The sequence below is a fragment of the Mucilaginibacter sp. SMC90 genome (assembly GCF_022811725.1).
Lineage (GTDB): Bacteria > Bacteroidota > Bacteroidia > Sphingobacteriales > Sphingobacteriaceae > Mucilaginibacter.
In genome coordinates this window covers 1,421,954-1,439,009 of sequence record NZ_CP094527.1, presented here as the reverse complement: position 1 = coordinate 1,439,009, position 17,056 = coordinate 1,421,954, and the positions used below count along the sequence as shown (strand labels likewise).

The following is a 17,056-nucleotide window of genomic DNA, read 5'->3' as shown; positions in this document are numbered from 1 at the left end:
CCTGTTTTAATCCCTAATTGGTTTTGGTAAACCTACTATGAAACGGCGGTTAAAAAAATGGATATTTCTTAAAAAGTGATGGATAATACTACCATTAAGCTACAGCAATTGAAAACTTGCTTTGATCAAAAAAATAAATACCTTTAAGCACCAATTATGCTGTAATGTTATGAATGCGATAGCCGAGCCCAAAAAGCGGATCAAAGAAGGCTTTATAGGTCAAAAAATGATCGTATTGCCGCCAAACATTAAAAAATCGATCACCAACAATGCTTTGATCAAAGGCTTTTACCTCACCGCAATAGGCTATTACCCTAAGGCGGCTTACCATGACCGTGAACGCCGCACAGGCAGCAGCGAATATATTTTACTTTACTGCATAGATGGAGAAGGCTATGTTTATTTAGGCGGCCAGGACCACATACTTAAACCCAATACTTTTTTCATCATTCCGCGCAACATAGCCCATCGTTACAAAAGCTCCGAAACTAATCCATGGAGTATTTACTGGGTTCATTTCAGTGGCTTGAATTCGCAATTGATCTACGAGCGCTCACTCGAAAACGGACAGCCTGCAGTACAATCCGTTCCGTATGATAGCAGCCGGATCAAGCTTTATGAACAGGTTTACGCAGTACTTGAACATAGCTATCACGAAAAAGAAATGGAGATCGTAAACATCAACCTGCTTAGTTTCATCTCGTCGCTGGTATATTACAAACAAACAAACCCCGTTGATTACGATAACGATTTTGTGAGCAATTCTATCGCTTACATGAAAAAGCACATCAGCAAAAAATTTGAGGTCATGCACCTGGCTAAGCAGCAGGGCATTTCGGCATCACATTATTTGCGGTTGTTTAAACAAAAAACAGGCTCATCGCCCATCAACTATTTTAACCTGCTCAAGATCCAGGCTTCCTGCCAATATTTGTACTTTACCGACAGGAGTATCAAGGAGATCTGCTCAGATCTGGGCTTTGATGATCCTTATTATTTTTCGAGGTTGTTTACCAAGCTGATCGGTATGTCGCCATCGAAATACAGGAAAACACATAAGCGGTAATTGGGCGGAGATTTCGGCTAAAGCCAAACGGGTTGGTTGGTCTTCATTGCCGTCGGTTAAAAACCGACGGCAATGAAGACCTATTTTGTAGACCATTTTTCAAAAAAAGGGATTTAAGAATGACTTCCAAGCTGATATTGCTAAAAAACTTCATTGTCGTCGGTTTTAACCGACGGTCATAAACAGATAAGAAACGGCTTTAGCCAAAACCCGCGTTGATTACAACAGGACGGTTAAACTTTCCAAAGTCTTCTGCCGCCGCTCGGCTCCAGCCCATAGCCGTTAACTTAAGGAAAAAACCTCTGAAAAGCACGGAAATGTGCGATTCCCCTCTCGAGAGGGGTGGAGGGGTGTGTTATTCTACGTGCGGCTTATCGCTTGTATAACACATCCCTGCTACCTCTCGTTCCATCGCGCCCCCTCTCGAGAGGGGATTTTAAAACACTTACGCCAAATTACTCACTTAAGTTAACGGCTATGGGCTGGAGCCGAGCGGCGGCAGAAAATCATAATTCTTTGCTCTCCCCTTAAAATTACAAATCCCGCTGCTTCAATTGAAACAACGGGAATTTGTCATTATTAAACCAAACCAAGTTTTTACTTATCCACTTTGTACATAGTCAGTTCTATGAGGTGAAAGTAATTTGTTCCGCCCCAGGTTTCCAGTACTTTGAACCTGATGTAACGGTATGCAGGCAGATCGGCAGGGAAGTTGAACGGCTCACCTGCTGCGGCAAAGTCGGCATCGGCCTGGTTAGTTTGTCCTGTCGGCAAACCTGATGGCTTAGCCGAGGTGAAACTTGCCAGTTTTGTCCAGCTGTCGTAGCTACCGTCGGCATTAGGGCTGTTGCTGCCATAAATCTCAAACCGCTTCGGATTACCATAATTATACAGTGCCGAAGTACGCTGCCAGATCTTCATTTTAGCAAGCGAGGCCTGCTGCCCCATATCAAACGTAAACCATTGCGGCATGCTTGTTCCCGGTGTATGAAAGCCCGGTTCATTGGTGCTCTTATCCCACAGGTAATAAGTTTCCCAGCCGTAGGCCGATGGAATATCGGTAGGCAAATTATAGGCTTTAAACAATGATTTGTCGCACTCCACTATTCCGTAGATCTTTGGAAAATCATCGAACGATGTGGTATTGAACACATCAACTGCATCGGCCGTTGGTTTGTACGATGAGCGGTACTGGATATTTGTTCCCAGTTTAAGATCGGTAAGCGTTATGCCGACACTGTCTGCACTAAGCTCTTTCGTTGCCTCGGCACCGGCGGTGTTAGTGTATTTAATAGTGGTTGAAACGTTTCCGGTATCCGCCTTATTAAAAAACAACCTTACCGAGCCATTATCATTTACCTGGAAAGGATTGGCAGTATTGTACGGACGGTTTAACAATGCCGACTGATAAGCCGCACCATAAACACGCACGTTATTAATATCCTGCCCAACCGATGAATTACCTGCATCATCCCGCGCTACCAATCTGAAGCTGTACACATACTCCTTTAAATTAGGGATGGATACACTAATAGAATCGGCCGGGCTGTGACTTGAGGCATCAACAATCAACGAATCAGTGGCGTTGTTCCAGGTGATCTTATAGTTTTTAATACTCGGATCGGGGCTTGGGTGCCAAACCAGCACCGCCCTTAAATTACCGGGATGAAAGTTTACTTTGCTGGCTAAACCAGGATAAGTTATTTCATGGTTATCTAAAAACGCCTTATAATCCCTATCATACTTTTTACAGGCAAATATTGCAATACTCGCCAAAAAGAAAGCAGCTATACTGTATCTGATCTTCATGTCTTTAATTTTTAATTGTATTACAATGGGTTGCCATATAATGAAATCTCGAGCGCGTTAACATAATCCAAACCACCCCAGGTTTGCGTACATTCCAGCCTGATAAATTTGGTAGCAGGTGCGTTGATATTGATCTTGAAATTAACACCTGCGGCTACAAAAGCTATATCAGAAGCGTTTGCCTGGTTTGGAGGTAAGCCCGATGGCGGGTTAGGATAAGTAAAGTTGCCCAAATTCACCCAATCGCCCGATACGGTACCGGGGGCCGAGTTTTTAGGCAGCACCGAATCTTTTGGCGAATCGCTACTGGTACCCCATAAGGTAAGCTGCCTGATATTTTGGTAACCGAACACACCGCTCAACCTTTCCCACAAAACAAAACGGCTTAACTTTGCATTTACGCCCAAAGCAAAGGTGCCTTGTTTGGTAGGTGCACTGAGGGTATGCCAGCCTGGTTCGCCAGTGTTACCGTCAAACAGGTACTTGAACTCCCAGCCGTAGCCGATAGGACTGTCGCTATCCAGGTGATAGGTATAAAATTTACTTTTGTCCAGCAGGGTTTCAAACAGCGGCGTAAGGGTTTTATATACCGTATCCGAAACATTGCCAAACCTATCGGTAGTATAAACACCAAACTTTTTAGGAGTAGCGTCATACCCACGCACCGAAAAATTCACTGAATCGGTATTGATGTATTGCGGGTCCTGCTCGTCATATTTATTGGTTTTATCATTTAACGATAGCACATGCACTGCAATAGGTACTTTATTTGGATTTAAGCCGAAGAAATTGGCTCCGCCAAAATCAGGGGTAATATCCAGGTTATCATTGATCAACAAATAGTTGGGTGTTTTAGGACTAACCTTTACCACAACAGGATCCGATTTGATATTGGCGCGGCTTACTGCGTACAGGGTAACTTCATAATCTTTTGCCCTTGCAAAACCATCAACAGTAATAGTATCTGTGTAGTAACTGGCCTTGGTTTCCCTGGTTGTTTTATCATTAATGTTATAACTGGCCAAAACGTACAGCAGATTTTTAGAATTAGGCAGCGTATAGGTAAGCCTTGCTGCTCCATTCAAATTCTCGACCTTTACATTGGTCACCACATCGGGTTTGGTTTTATCATTAGATACCACCTCGATGTTTGATTCGCCCTTTTTACAGGAAACGATAAGCATGATCAGCAAAACCGGCGCAAGCATTAAACCGGTAAGCCATCTGCGATTATTAATCTTTTTCATAATTTATATCTATATATTAAATTATCTAATCTTTCAAAAAACAGGATAATCCTACCAGTAAGGGTTTTGCGTAAGGTTATTGTTCACTATCAAATCGCTTGTGGCGATAGGCCATAAATAATCTTTAATGCCAAACACCGGTTGTATAATGGTTTGCGGGCGGTAATAATTAGCGGCTGTACCTTCATAAATATTCCATCCCTGGATAGGCTTACTTAATACATCCTGCAGTTCTTTCCAGCGACGAAGGTCCCAGCCGCTTTGTGCTTCAAAACAAAGCTCGATCCGGCGTTCCTGGTGAATGATGGCCCTTAAACCATCTTTTGAACCTGGTTTGGATGGATTTTTTGAGTAATTGCTCCATGATGCCTGCACACCATCTAAACCCGCCCTTGCACGTACCCTGTCAATGTATGAGTAAACCTCGGCTGTTGGGCCCTGGGCCTCGTTCAGCGCCTCGGCATAAAGCAGATATAAACCAGATAAGCGCATTAGCGGTAAATGATAATTTTCGGTAGTGAAGATATTATCATAAACAGACAGGTAATTGGCCAGCTTTTTAGGCCAGTAACCGGTGATATTGGTGGCGCTGATACTTTTAGGGCCAGCCAACGCATACGGGCCCCGGGCCTGCACATAGTAAGCTGTGCTTTCGTCACGTTTGCCGTTGCCAAACCAAATGCCGCCATCAAAACCGATATCGGCATAAAACCTCAGCTCGCGGTTAAAGTGGGCTTTGGCTGTTTCATAGCCGCTCATGATGAGCGGAGCGCTTGAATCATCACCAATTTGGGTTGAATTACGGTTGGTATAATCCCAGGTTTTGTCTTCATTGATCGGCACACCTTTATCGGTATAAAACAGATCGGCAGTTTGAATAGGTACTGCAAAAGTACCCGGATTGGTTGAAGCCAGGCCTACCGCTGCCGAGGTCATCCTTGGGATGGTGAAGTTTTGGTAAGTAAAACCATAGTTCAGCGCCCAGATCAGCTCGGGGTTTTGTTCCCATTTTTCGGTAATATCATTTTGCAGGGTTAAAACTTTCTTCAGCTTGTCTGATACATTGCCTACACCTACGGTTGGCGGTGTTGTATATAGTTTAAGCCCTTGAGCCTCACATTCGGTTATGGCAGCTTTGCAGGCATCAGCAGCTTTTTGCCATTTACTTGCGTCATAAGCTGACGAGAAAAGACTTTTGCCATCGTGATCTTTAAAACCTGCATAATCAGGGTTACCATTAAACAGCGGACTTGCAGCCGTGGTCAATATCTCGGCCTTAACCGACATGGCAATAAATTTGGTGATCCTGCCAAACTCGGTAGCCTGGTTATCAATAGCCGGGGGCAAATCAGGAATGGCTTCATCAAGCAGGGATACCACATATTCAAATCCTTCATCAACCGACGACCGTTTGCGTTTCACCTCTTCTGCCGATGCATTAATAGGAAAATTCTCCTTGATCAGCAGCATAGGGCCATACATACGGATGAGGTAATAGTGGTAGTATGCTTTCAGGAATTTGGTTTCGGCAATCCATCTCTTCTTTTCAGATGCGCTCAGGTCAATGGGTTTATCAATGTTTTCCAACATGATATTACATCTTCTTAAAGCCTGGAAAATTGCCAGGCCACCATTGGCACCATCCCAATAATTAAGGCTCACGTTCGAGTTGCTTTGCAAGCCGCGGATCAGGTTAAAACCGGCCTCGTTAAAGTAATGATCGTTCAGTGTATTGGGGTACACGATCTCTGACGAATACACAAAACCCGGGTTGTTCACCACATCATTTAAATGCTGCATGGTTGAGTAGCAGGTAAACAGGTAATCTTCCGCTTCGTTACGATTACGGAAGGTATAGTCTATCGTGGCCACATTATCAGGAGTGATATCCAGGTATTTTTTGCACGACTGGCCCATGGTAACCAAGGCGGCCAGCATAACAATTTTATAATATGATCTTATATTTTTCATCTCTCTAAAATCCGTTTACGGTTATAAATTCACGTTTAGACCCAGGTTAAACACTTTTTGTATCGGATAAGCAAAGCCGTTACCACCTTGCTCAGGGTCCCACATTTTGAAGGGGCTCCAGGTAAGCAGGTTTAAGCCATTAAAGTAAATGCGGCAGCTGGTAAGGTGCATTGCTTTCGATATGCTTTTTGGCAGTGTATAACCTAATTCAACCGATTTAAGCCTCATGAAGCTACCATCGCGAAGCCACCAGGTGCTCGGCTGCAGGTTGTTAAGCACTGTGGTTGAAGTAGTACCAAGGCGCGGATACAAGGCATATAAGTCCTGGTGTTCTTCGCTCCAGTGACTATCGGCAAAAGCCTGCAATACCTGGGTATTTCCGTAAATGTATTGGTCGTTACTTGGAATGAATGGGCTAACCTTGTTCGGGTCGATAAAGAACGATACCCTTGCCTGGCCCTGGAAAAAGGCCGAAAGATCAAACCCTTTAAACCCTGCTGAGAATCCGAAACCATAAACAATTTCGGGCGTTTGCGGGTAGCCTAAAAATGCCTGGTCAAGGTAGTCTATTTTACCATCGCCGTTCAAATCGCGGTACTTGATATCACCACCTTGCGGCAAAATACCATTGGTACCGTTAGCGCTGAAGATCTGCGTTGGCGAGTTACGGGCTTCCTGGTCGTCAACAAATAAGCGCTCGGCAACGTAACCATATCCACGGCTTATAGGCTGTCCTATAAAATGCCTCCATGGCTCTTTATAATCGGGCTCTTCAATATATTTATACCTGTTGGTTGAATAGGTGAAGTTACCCCGGATAGATGCCCATGCACCATTGCTGAAACTTTGTTTATAATCAAGTGACAGATCAACACCTTTTGAATCTACTTTACCCAGGTTGGCGCTGGTTGATGATTCCAAACCTTCGCTGCTTGGGGTGTTGGTACGTTCCTGCAAAATATTATAGCGGTTGTTGCGGTAAAACTCGGCCACTACATTGAAGTTTTTCAGGAAGGTAGCTTCAACCGCAATATTGGTTTGTTTGGATGTTTCCCAGGTAACATCAGGATTAGCGTAGTTATTAATGAACACACCTTTACGCTCGTACTGGTTATTGATACCAAACTGGGCATAGTTAGGCCCGGCATTAAGGGTAACATCCGATTGGTAGAAGAACCTTTGATTGCCAATAGCATCATTACCCACTAAACCATAGCTGGCACGGATCTTTAAACGATCAAGGATATCAGGGTTCCAGAATTTTTCGTTTGATACCACCCATGAGCCGCCGATGGTAGGGAAAAATCCATAACGGTGATTTGCAGAAAAACGTTCCGAACCGTTATAGCCAAAGTTGGTTTCGATAAAGTACCTGCTCAGGTATGAGTAAGTTAACCTGCCTGCCAAGCCTAAGTTGCGGAAAGGCAATGAGTAAGGCAAAGTGGTGGTATTGGTTTTAGGATCTTTAGCGCTTGAATAAATTGTTTGCTGGGCCGTACCAATTAAGGTTGAGCTAATGTTGTGCCCTTTTCCAAATGGCTTGTTATACTCCAATGCTGTTTGCAGGTAAACAAAGGTATTTGCATTAGGCTCGGTACGGCTGTAATTCAGGTACTCGGTTGCTACGTTATTACCTGTTGGCTGTGGATTAAGCCAGGTTAAGGTATATTTATTGCTATCCTTATCATAGCTACCAACATTGTAATAAAAAGGCGAATAAGCCAGCTGCGAATCAAAATATGAATACCTGTTGGTGTTGAAGATACTCTTGAATTTTAATCCGTCGGTAATGAATTTCAGGTCCTGGTTTAACTCAAACTGTGCCGACATTCTTGACTCCGACGAATTTTTATGCCCCCTTAACAAAGCCGCATACGGGTTATTGTATTGGATGCTGTTACTGGTAGTACCGGATGCCAAACCTACGTTACCGAACAGGATGTGCTGGGCATTTGCATTGGCTGCATCTGGCTCATAGTACGCCGGGAATAAAACCGGACTGGTATGGATAGCCACATTATAAAGGTCAGAAGCGAAGGAGCCATCGGAAGTGATGGGACCGTTATACTCGCTGAAAGTGCCGGATAACCTTACTATGATCTCGGTTGTTTTGGTAAGGTTAACGTTTACGTTTGAGCGCAACTGGTAGTTTTTAAACTTAACGTTATTATCGTTGTTATTGCGGATATCCTCGCGCAAAACACCATTATCAACATTATATGAACCGGCTATGTAATAGCGTGTAGTTGGCCCGCCGCCGCTAACACTTAAATTATTACGCTGCGTAGTAGCTTGCTTTTTAAATAACAAGTTCAGCCAGTCCACAGCAGGGTAAACATATGGGTTACTGCCCGGCGCATGGTTAATGGTGTTAATGGTATTGTTTATTTTAGTTTGAGGAAAAGGAAGAGGCAGTGAAGGATCACGTGTTAACGATGCCTCGTTGTACAGGTTCATGTACTGGATAGGATCAACCAGTTGCGGCGTTTGTGTTGATTGCGATGAGGAAAACTCCGAACGAAAGTTTACTTTGGCCGGGCCTTGTTTACCCTCTTTAGTGGCAACCAAAATTACACCGTTTGCACCACGTGCACCGTATAAGGCTGTGGCACTCGCATCCTTCAATATCGAAAAGCTGGCAATGTCGTCAACGTTTAAACGCGCAAGGTCATTGGTTGAAAGCTCAACGTTGTCTATCAAAATCAGCGGATCGCGTTTGTAGCCAAAGGTAGTTACCCCCCTGATAAAGAACGAGGCGTTATCCTGCCCCGGCTGGCCGCTGCGCTGATAGGCAATGATACCTGCCGCCTGGCCTGCAAGCGCGTTGGTAAGGTTACTTGCCGGTATCTTCAATTCGCCGGGCTTAATACTTGTAACCGAACCTACAAGGGCTTCCTTGCGTTCCTTTTTACCAAAGGCTGTTACTACAACTTCTTCGGCAAGGAGCTTTTGTTCTTTAAGCCTCACGGTAACATGCTGATTATCGGCTGTAACTACAACGTGCTGGTCAATGAAGCCAACAAATGAGATTTTAAGGCTGGTACCAGCGGCTACTTCAAGTACAAACCGGCCGTTGATATCAGACGTTGTACCTACATTCTTAACATTTTCGGCAATGATGTTGGCGCCGGGAATTTTTACGCCAAGGGTATCGGTTACCTGCCCTACAACTGTGATCCTGTTTTGTGCATGTACATTAACAACAAAACAAGATAGTATTAAAAGCATTAGTAACCGACCAATGAAAAGATGACTTTGCCGCCTGTCCGTCTTCACAAAAAATTGATCGTAATTGTAAAATGGTTTCATAAATTTTGGTTCATATAAATTATTTAGGGTTAACCGGATTTTTTTAAAAATCACTTTTACTGTTCGCTTAGGGTCATAGCATTTGCATGCCGGTTAGTTTAACCAGCAATTAAATGGTTTAGCAACCAGCACTAAAGGGAAAATTGAATAATAGCTAATAATATCATTTGGCCGAAATGACTCAATGAGCTATAGGGTTTACTCGGGTTTGGTGATTTTTAATTGTAGCAACGACAGTTTCGCTGTATTAAGAGAGTAGAGCTTCTTTTCATAATTTTTTACGTTTGATTTCACTAATTGGTTTTGTAAATTTATAGGTGTGCCGCAAATTTTAAAATGGATAAAACACATAAAAAGATGGATAATATTATCTTATTACCTACTCTGTTTTAAAGTGAACCACAGGCACTTACCCCAACTTTTTAAACCGGGTTAATCAAATAAACCTTCGGCGTTTAATGCATCACAGGCACCAAATGAACAAAAAAAGGCCGTATCCCGGCCTTATCAAAAAATGAACAATACTGCTTTTTAGCGCTGCAAAAACCTTTTAGTTATTTCTAAGCCGCTCACGTTCTTCTTTTGATCCGTTATCTTGCTTATTGCGGTTAACCAATCCTGTACCTCCAAATGATTTTGTGTAGGTGAGCTTAATTACCGGGAAATGCCTGGTTTCGGTATTAACAATCACATGGCTCTTTATATCAAAAGCCTCCCGCGTAAGTGTACCATATCGTACCTGGATCTGCGACGCACTAAACACATCGGCCACCGCTAATTGCAGGCTGCCCGCGTTGCTTTTTAATTGCTTTTTGATGCCTGCATTAATTACCCCAAAACCATCAATGCGGGTTGTGCCATTATAAAACATGGAGTTGTACTGCCCCGATACCTCAGCCGAAAAGCTGCTGGACAACTTAAACAGCTGGTTAAAATTAAACGAATAGCCAAAGTATGATTTCGTTAAGGGGTTCAGGGTATAATCTTCCTTAAATTGCCTCAACCCGCCAACAAAGCTGTAAGTCATCTCCCACCAGTTGCTTACCTTAAATGGCGCATTAACCTGAAAGGTGAGATAGTTTTGGTATGGTAAATTTTGAGGCGAGATAAACAGGATATCATGCGCAGGGCTTTCGCTGAGCTGGTAGCGGGCAATGGCATTATCATCCCGGCTGTAAAGCAGCGAAAAACTATAATCACCATAGTTGTAACCCAGCTTTATATTATTGGTGATGGTTGGCTTAAGAAAAGGATTGCCGGTATAAACCGCAGTAGGATCACTATAAGCAAAGTACGAAGCCAGGTCATCATATGATGGGCGGGCTATCCTCTTGGTGTATGACAGCTGCAGCTCGGATCGGCCGGCCAGCTTAGTGGTAAAAAGTATAGTTGGAAACAGCTTGCCCAGCTTACGGTTCACGATATTGCCGCCGGTTTGCGGATTATCCATATTGGTGTACGAATATTCATAACGCGCCCCGGTATTCAGGCTTGTGCCTTTAGCCAGTTGCCAGTTGAGGGAAATATAAGCCGCGCCGATATCTTCTTTCATATAAATATTGGCTGCGGTTTGCATATTGCGTTCCCAAGCCCCATTGTTAAAACTTTCGATACCCGATGAACTTGAGCTGCCGGTATGTGTGCCCTTAATACCCGTTTCCAGTTTCAACAATGGCGATAACTGATTGGTATAATCGGCCTTAAACACCACTACGTTGATAGTGGTATTGGCAAATCCCCGTTGCTGTTGAGCACTTACACTGTTGCTGGCATAAACCTGCTCACCATGTTTATTTACGAACGATGTATTAACCTGAGTTGGGGCATTGCTATTGTAATGAATATAGTCGGCTTCCAGGCCAATCTTTTCTCCTCCCTTAAGTACCCGTTCAATGCTAAGCGAATTTGTAATGTTATTTAAACGGTTGTTACCATTAATATTCCCAATATACCTCAATAATGAATCGGGCAGGATATTGTACCCTGCATTACTGTAAGTGTAATTGGGCGAGTGGATGTTATTGTAACTTACACTGGCGCTCAATGTAGTTTGAGTATCCAGTTTGATATCGGTACCTAATGTAGCATTATGGTTATTACTAACCCGTTTGGTTTTGGTGTAAAACTCCACTTCGGCATTACCGCCAATGAAAGGCATATACTGGCTGCCTGTTATAAAAAGATCGGTATAGGTTCTGTCGTGCTGAAAAGTGTATGAGCCATACAGGTTAACATTTTTAGTATTATGATTGAGGTTGATGCCGGCGGTACCTTTTTCGCCCATGCCGTACCCACCGGTTAAAGAGTATGAACCGTTGGTACCCGGCTTTTTGCTTTTTTTCATTACAATATTAATGATTCCGGCACTTCCTTCGGCGTCGTACCCGGCGGGCGGGGTGCTTAGCAATTCTATCTTTTCAATGTTATCTGCATTTGTGCCATTTAGCAGGTTCATAACCTGTGCAAGCGGCATCCGTATTAGCTTTCCGTTAATCATAACCGTAGCACCGCCTTTGCCATTCAGGGAAATCCCGTTGTCACGGTGATCGATAGCTACCCCCGGCGAGCGCTCTAATACCTCCAAAGCGGTGCTGCCTTTGGTAAGTATACTGTTCTCCACATTTACCACTAAGCCGTCGCTTCGCTGCTGATATAACGGCTTGCTGCCGCGTACTACAACCTCCCCTAACTGCCGGGTATCCTCTTTCATCACAATAACGGCGAGGTACTTTGCATCCTTGCTGCCGCTAATATCAAAAGACGCTGAAAACCATGTTTGATAGCCAATGCTACTTAATTTTAGGCGATACTTTCCGGCAGATACATCTGCAATACTATATCCACCCTGCTCTGTGGTAAGCATACTTTTAACTGATGATGAATCTGCCGCTTTAATAAGCGATACGGTTACATATGCTAAAGGCTGACCATTGGAGGTAGTTACCCGGCCTGATACCTGCGCTTTTACACCTTGTAGAAGGCAGATAAACAACATGCTGATGCTTAAAGTTTTCATATGTTTTCACAACCTTTTTAGCGGTTATGCCGGCAAATAAAAACCGGTTGTTAAACTTTAAAAAACTTCAATGATGAGCAGCTGCGGATAATTGACGAGCTACATAAAAGAAGCCTAATCCACTTAAAATCAAAATCATATTAGCTTTTTTACCATTTATAAGTTAAGCGTTGCATTTGGTCAATTATTTATACCGGTTGATATAATGACGGTGCATAAATCGATGCAATTGCTGTATCTTTAGGTATGATGTTGGAAATCATTATATAAAAAACGTCCTCGCAATGACGATTTTTTGAACCCACCCTCGGGGTATCATGGCGTACAGTCGACTCACCCGGTCTACGCTTCACTGGACCACCCTCTCTACGCAAGCGTAAAGAGGGTAAGAAAAATAAAAGCATCCCCTCTTTACGCTTGCGTAGAGAGGGGTGACGAGCGCAGCGATGTCGGGGTGAGTCAATACCGTGGGTGAGATGTAGAATCAACAATTAAAGAAAAAATGAACGGGTTATCAGTAGATACATTAAACCAAAACTGGCTGTTTAAATACAAGCTGTACCATATCCCTTTTTGGTGTGTATACCATTATTTTTGGTTCACTATTGCAGTGGCTAACCCCGTAGCTGCGGCTAAATCCATGTTCTTTTCAGCTTATAGTGTTAAGATGCTGGCTTATGTGGTATTGCAGGCACTGGCAGTTTATTTTAACCTGTACTATCTGATGCCGAGATACATGAAAAAGGGCAGCCTCACGCAATACGTAACCTACCTCTCACTAACAGTGATCTGCGCTTCGTCTCTTATTAATGGCGGCTATTATTTGAGCGCCTTTTTTGCCGGCTGCTCGGTGAAAAAAATGTTCGGGGTTGATCCGGATAATTTTATGTATTTCTATAATACCTCGTTTCCCTCAACCATTGCCAGCATGACATTGGGCATGAGTATCAAGCTTACTAAAAACTGGCTGCAAACCCAGCACCGTCAGCAATTGCTCGAAAAAGAAAAGCTGGAAACCGAACTTAAATTCCTGAAGTACCAGTTTAATCCGCATTTCCTGTTCAATAGTATCAACTCTATATTTTTCCTGATCCATAAAAACCCGGGCATGGCGTCGGCATCATTGGCCAAATTTTCCGAATTGCTGCGCTATCAGCTGTATGAGTGTAACGACCAGCAAATCCCTTTAGGAAAAGAGTTAACTTATCTCGAAAACTTTATCGAACTGGAAAAACTCCGGCAAAACAATAATGTCCAGGTCGCTTTTGAAACTGACGAACCTATGCCCGGGCATTTAGGCATTGCTCCCTTCATACTTATGACTTTTGTAGAAAACGCCTTTAAACATGTATCAAAAGATACCGGCCAGCTTAACTGGATCCGTATTAAACTCGGGCTTACAAACAACCAGCTTAACTTTTCGGTTACCAACAGCACATCTAACGAACCGGGGACCGAAGCATTAAACTATGGGGGCATCGGCCTGCAAAATGTGAAGCGCAGGCTTGATCTTATCTACCCCGATGTTCACAAACTGGAGATTCAAAATGCAGGCAACCGTTTTGAGGTACACCTGCAATTAACATTGGCCGAACTGGAACATTTGCCCCAAACCCTTCAAATGGCTTCATTATGATGAACTGCGCAATAATTGACGATGAGCCATTAGCCCGCGAGGGATTAGCCAGCTACGTACGTGAGGTTGATTTTTTGAATTTAACCGGTACCTGCGAAAACCCGCTCGAACTGATCAAACTACTGGACCGGCAAAATATTGAACTGATATTTTTGGACATACAGATGCCTAAAATGAATGGCATCGATTTTTTAAAGATCATGCAGAAGCCGCCCATGGTCATTATCACCACTGCTTACCCCAGTTACGCGCTTGAAGGCTTCCAGCTTAATGTGCTCGATTACTTATTAAAACCCATCACGTTCGATCGTTTTTTTAAATCGGCCAATAAAGCTAAAGATTATCATCGCCTGCTTAATAATTCGGCCCGGCCCGATGCTCCAAAGCCTGAAGCCAACGAGAACTACTTTTTTATTAAATGTGGCAATAAGTACGAAAAAATTTATTTTGATGAGATCCTGTACGTTGAGGGCATGCAAAACTATGTTACCATTTTCACAACAAAAGGCAAATATATTACCCTGCTCAATCTCAAAAGCCTGGAGCAAAATTTAGACGGCAAATTATTCATCCGTGTGCATAAGTCATACATCGTATCAACCGGTAAAATTGATGGCATTGAGGGGAATGATATTTTTATCGGGCAGCACCGCATCCCAATTAGCCGTAATTACCGGGAGCAGGTTATTCAGCAGGTTGTGACCAATAAACTGTGGGATAAAATAAAATTTTCCTGATATATTTATATCCGTTTTAAATCTTTATCTGCGTAAAATCATGGCCAAAAACACCAACAAAACCATCGAAACAGAAGCGAGCGTAAGTGATTTTATTAACACTGTTGCAGATGAAACCAAACGCGCCGACTGCTTTAAACTTGCCCAATTAATGGAAAAAGCCAGCGGTTATAAAGCCAAAATGTGGGGGCCTGCAATTGTAGGTTTTGGCAGTTACCATTACAAATATGATAGCGGCCGCGAAGGCGATGCACCGCTCATAGCATTTTCACCGCGCAAAAGTTCGCTTACACTCTATCTTCCAGGTTTCGGGGACAAAGAACAATTATTGCAAAAATTAGGGAAACACAAGCAAAGCGGTGGTTGTACACACATTGCAAAATTAACAGATGTGGATGCAACGGTGTTAACGCAGCTGCTTGACCAATCATTTATACACGCCGAAACAACGCATTGTAAATAATGGCAGTTTAGTCCTGTTTAAACTAAACTGCCATATGCTTTGAATTAATCTTTAATACACCTTACCGAATAGCCATAGTATTTAGGGCTGTCATGCCGCTCAAAATATCCTTTTACATACAGATCCATGTACCAGGCATTCAATGTTCCGTTTGCCGTGGTACTCCAAAAATAAGCATCGGAGGTTAATTGGGTAAATACCCCGGAATATTTATCAAACGTGCGCCCACCTCCTGGCAATGCAGTAAACAACGTGCTATTAGTTTCATAAACACTTGCAGACCAGTGTGCAGTACCAACTTCCCGAAGCTTATCGCCAACACTCCGTTCACCGCCTAAATAATTATATAAGATTGTCCATTCGGCATCTGTTGGGATATGAAAACCTTTCGGTGCAAGTTTTTTTGAATTGGTAACCGCATACCAGTTATACAATTTACCATAGGTAGCTGCTATAGAGGCATCATTTTTATAGTTGCAATAAGCACCGGTAACAAGCCCTTTCCAGGTATCATCGTCGGTTACATTAGGTATAGCCGTACCATCATTATAGTGGGTAACTTTCAAATTTTCAATCATCCAGGTCTGCGTACCTATGGTAATAGTTTTATAAACGTTACCATCCACATCGGTAACCGTACCGGTCACAGCGCGGTCTTCAACAGTTAACACAGCAGTTATTTTTCCCGATGTATAACTGCCAATAGCCGCCTGAGTTGCGGTTATAGTTGTTTGCCCCTTTGCTTTTATGGTGATACTATTGCCGCTTATAGTAGCCACGTTGGTACTGCTGCTGGTGTAGGTAAAAGCCCCGGCACTGGTGCTGCCCGGTGCAGTTATAGTAAAGGGCGCGTCGCCAACGCGTTTTTCTGGGAATACAAAATTATAGAGCGTTGGAGCAATTGGTCCGGTTGTAACAGTTAACGTAGCCTTTGTTGAGTCGGAGCTATAGGTGGCGGTGGCCGCTTGTATGGCAGTGATTTCTGTAGTACCGGCAGTTTTAATAGTTACCATATTACCGGTTACATAGGCAACTGCTGTGTTGCTGCTTTTATATGTAAACAGCCCGGTGCTGTTACTGGTTGGATTGGTTATGATAAAAGCAGGCTCGCCAACCTTTTTTGCCGGAAGAGTAAGCGGCCCTAACGTTGGCTTTAAACCTGTTACAGTAAAGTTTGCCGTTATGGAATCTGCTTTGAAGTTGGCCGTGGCAGCCTGTACAGCTACTATCGAACCACGCCCGGCCCCTACAATGGTCACTTTATTGCCCGATACCTTTGCTACAGCCTGATTATAACTTTTAAACGTGAATGCCCCTGTACTTTTACTTTTAGGGTTTATGAGCGTGAACACGGCATCACCTACCTTTTTATCAGCAATGGTAAAATCAGTAAGCGATGGCGATGACAGGCCTACAGTAAAAGTAGTTTTGACAGAATCGGCAAGGAAAGCTTTGGTGGCGGCCTGATGTGCGGTAATTACCGAAGTTCCTGAGCCTTTAACGGTTATAGTTTCGTCGCTTATAACTGCTACTTTAGGGTTACTGCTTGTATAAGTTATAGCACCATCGCTGGTACTTTTGGGTGCGGTTATTTTAAAAGCAGCATCACCAAATTCTTTTGAAGGGATAGTAAAATCGCCGAAAGTGGGTGCCACTGGTGGTGGTGGGGTAACATTTTCAGTTTTACTGCAACTAACGGCAAATGCTATTAAAATGACAAGGCAGGTTTTTAAGGTTTTCATTAACAATATTTTACCGCGAAGGTAAATATTACCAGCCAGTTATTTTTATTAATTCAATAT

The 17,056-nt window shown here is 43.2% G+C and carries 10 protein-coding genes; 4 read left to right on the top strand and 6 right to left on the bottom strand.

The window, feature by feature from the left end:
* Positions 1 to 169 precede the first annotated feature (169 nt).
* Complete coding sequence (locus MTO98_RS06255; protein ID WP_243485753.1) at positions 170 to 1,066, top strand: AraC family transcriptional regulator; 897 nt, start codon at positions 170 to 172, stop codon at positions 1,064 to 1,066.
* 597 nt (positions 1,067 to 1,663) lie between these two features.
* Here MTO98_RS06255 and MTO98_RS06250 read toward each other — a convergent pair.
* From MTO98_RS06250 to MTO98_RS06230, 5 genes are all read right to left on the bottom strand, one after another.
* Positions 1,664 to 2,875, bottom strand: a complete 1,212-nt coding sequence (locus tag MTO98_RS06250) for a DUF5000 domain-containing lipoprotein (RefSeq protein ID WP_243485752.1) — start codon at positions 2,873 to 2,875, stop codon at positions 1,664 to 1,666.
* Positions 2,876 to 2,895: 20 nt separating this feature from the next.
* Entirely contained in the window at positions 2,896 to 4,122 is a 1,227-nt protein-coding gene (locus MTO98_RS06245; protein WP_243485751.1) for a DUF4959 domain-containing protein, read from the bottom strand.
* 51 nt (positions 4,123 to 4,173) lie between these two features.
* Positions 4,174 to 6,093 carry a RagB/SusD family nutrient uptake outer membrane protein gene (locus MTO98_RS06240; protein ID WP_243485750.1) on the bottom strand — a complete coding sequence of 640 codons (1,920 nt, stop codon included), beginning with the start codon at positions 6,091 to 6,093 and terminating at the stop codon, positions 4,174 to 4,176.
* A 21-nt stretch (positions 6,094 to 6,114) separates the two neighbouring features.
* Positions 6,115 to 9,402 carry a TonB-dependent receptor gene (locus tag MTO98_RS06235; RefSeq protein WP_243485749.1) on the bottom strand — a complete coding sequence of 1,096 codons (3,288 nt, stop codon included), beginning with the start codon at positions 9,400 to 9,402 and terminating at the stop codon, positions 6,115 to 6,117.
* A 550-nt stretch (positions 9,403 to 9,952) separates the two neighbouring features.
* Complete coding sequence (locus MTO98_RS06230) at positions 9,953 to 12,418, bottom strand: TonB-dependent receptor domain-containing protein (RefSeq protein ID WP_243485748.1); 2,466 nt, start codon at positions 12,416 to 12,418, stop codon at positions 9,953 to 9,955.
* Between the two features lie 502 nt (positions 12,419 to 12,920).
* Between MTO98_RS06230 and MTO98_RS06225 the strand changes: the two genes are divergently transcribed.
* Genes MTO98_RS06225 through MTO98_RS06215 form a run of 3 tightly spaced genes read left to right on the top strand, consistent with a single transcriptional unit; the run spans position 12,921 to position 15,254 of the window.
* The gene (locus MTO98_RS06225; protein ID WP_243485747.1) at positions 12,921 to 14,054 is read left to right on the top strand and encodes a sensor histidine kinase; all 1,134 of its coding nucleotides are present in this window, start codon (positions 12,921 to 12,923) and stop codon (positions 14,052 to 14,054) included.
* The gene (locus tag MTO98_RS06220; protein ID WP_243485746.1) at positions 14,051 to 14,791 is read left to right on the top strand and encodes a LytTR family DNA-binding domain-containing protein; all 741 of its coding nucleotides are present in this window, start codon (positions 14,051 to 14,053) and stop codon (positions 14,789 to 14,791) included. The genes MTO98_RS06225 and MTO98_RS06220 overlap by 4 nt, the downstream gene beginning before the upstream one ends.
* A 40-nt stretch (positions 14,792 to 14,831) precedes the next feature.
* The gene (locus MTO98_RS06215) at positions 14,832 to 15,254 is read left to right on the top strand and encodes a DUF1801 domain-containing protein (protein ID WP_243485745.1); all 423 of its coding nucleotides are present in this window, start codon (positions 14,832 to 14,834) and stop codon (positions 15,252 to 15,254) included.
* A 44-nt stretch (positions 15,255 to 15,298) separates the two neighbouring features.
* On the opposite strand, the gene MTO98_RS06210 is transcribed toward MTO98_RS06215, so the two are convergent.
* A complete protein-coding gene (locus MTO98_RS06210; protein ID WP_243485744.1) occupies positions 15,299 to 16,996 on the bottom strand; it encodes an FISUMP domain-containing protein in 1,698 nt (565 codons plus the stop codon).
* Between the last annotated feature and the right edge of the window lie 60 nt (positions 16,997 to 17,056).